Origin of the sequence: Nonomuraea diastatica (assembly GCF_004349015.1) — a bacterium.
In the GTDB taxonomy this organism is placed as follows: Bacteria; Actinomycetota; Actinomycetes; order Streptosporangiales; family Streptosporangiaceae; genus Nonomuraea; species Nonomuraea diastatica.
In genome coordinates, this window is record NZ_SMKP01000410.1 from 1 (window position 1) to 1,437 (window position 1,437).

Sequence of the window (1,437 nt, forward strand, 5' to 3'; positions counted from 1 at the left end):
CCGCCCGCCCGTGAACGTCCCCCGCCGCTGAGCGCCGCCGGTCTGCTTTGAGCTGGCAGGTGCTCCACGCGGGCGACGGACGCGCCCGCCGGTGCGTGGCCTGATCAGTCCTGGCGGCGGGCGCCGAACATGATCTCGTCCCAGCTCGGGACCGAAGCCCTGCGGCCCCTGGAGCTCTTGCGCGCCGGACGGGCGGCCGGGGCCGGGGGTGGAGACGGCACCGGCACGGCCGGGTCGTCCTTGCTCTTGCCCTTGTCGGTGTCCTTGCCCGCGCGGGCCGCCGGCACCGACGGCTTCGGCTTGGGGCTCGGAGCGGGCTTCGGCTTGGGCGCCGGCGGCTTCGCTTCCCTGTCGGCCTCCCCGGCCGCCTCCTCGGTCTGGGCCTCGGCTGCGGTCTCGGTCTCCGGGGTGGCGGGCTGAGCGCTCGACCGACGAACAACCGCCGACTCCGATTCCTCTGCCTCCGTCTGGGCCTCCGTCTGGGCCTCCGTCTGGGCCTCCGTCTGGGCCTCCGTCTGGGCCTTCGCCCGGGTGTCGGCGTGGGGGTCGGCGGCCTGAGTGTCGGTGGCTTCGGTGCCGGTGGTCTTGGCGTCTCCGCTACCGGGCGTCTCCGTCTCGGCGACCTCTGGCCCCTCGGCATCCGAGCTCGTGGCCTCGGTCGTGCCGGGCGTCGCGGTCGTGTCGGCGTCTGATGTTGTGGCAGCGGCGATGGTGTCGGCCGCGTCGGAGGTCGTGGCCTCCGTGACACGGGGCGTCCCGGCCCTCGTGGCGTCGGAGGGCTCCGCGTCCGAGGCGCTGGGCGTCCCGGCCTGAGCTTCGGCGGGCTCCACGGCGTCCGCTGCATGCGAGGTGTCCGGGGAGGCCGTCGCGGACGTTGAGTCGGTGGGGGCCGTCGCGGAGGTCGTGTCGGTGGGGGCCTTCGTGTCCGCCGTGTCCGTGGCGGTCGTCGCGGGCGTCGTGGCCGCGCCGGACGGCGTCGTTCCGGCAGCGGAAGGAGCCGCCTCCGTGGGCCGGCCGGCAACCGTCGTCTCGCTGGGCTGGGCAGGAGCCGCCGTCTCCGCCTCCTGAACCGGCGTCGCCGTCTCCGCCGGCTGAGCCGCCGCTTCCTGGGTGGCCTGCGGGGTAGCTTCCTGGGGGGCAGCTTCCTGGGTGGGCTGCGGGGCCGCGTCGGGCCGGGCACCCGCCTCCGGAGAGGTTCCGGTCTCGACGGAGGCAACCGTCTCCGCGGAGGGCCGGGCCTCCGTGACAGGCTGGACGGACGGCTGCGTTTCCCGGGTCGGCTGGGCGACGGTCTCGGGCTGGGCGGGCGGTGTCGTTGCCGAGGTCGCGGTGGTTTCGGGCTGGGCCGACGGTGCCGCCTCCCGGGTCGGCTGGGCGGTGGTTTCGGGGCGGGCCGACGGTGCCGCTTCCGGGGTCGGCTGGGCGGTGGTTTGGGGC

General features: G+C 75.9%; 3 protein-coding genes. 2 read left to right on the forward strand and 1 reads right to left on the reverse strand.

The window, feature by feature from the left end; translation table 11 throughout:
* Positions 1 to 104: 104 nt before the first annotated feature.
* A complete protein-coding gene (locus tag E1294_RS51910; protein WP_132520742.1) occupies positions 105 to 830 on the reverse strand; it encodes a hypothetical protein in 726 nt (241 codons plus the stop codon).
* 52 nt (positions 831 to 882) lie between these two features.
* On the opposite strand from E1294_RS51910, the gene E1294_RS51915 reads away from it, so the two are divergent.
* Together E1294_RS51915 and E1294_RS55355 are read left to right on the forward strand one after the other, a co-directional pair.
* Positions 883 to 1,068, forward strand: a complete 186-nt coding sequence (locus tag E1294_RS51915; protein ID WP_132520745.1) for a hypothetical protein — start codon at positions 883 to 885, stop codon at positions 1,066 to 1,068.
* A 174-nt stretch (positions 1,069 to 1,242) separates the two neighbouring features.
* On the forward strand, positions 1,243 to 1,437 hold a 195-nt coding region (locus E1294_RS55355; RefSeq protein WP_220448453.1), incomplete at its 3' end, for a hypothetical protein.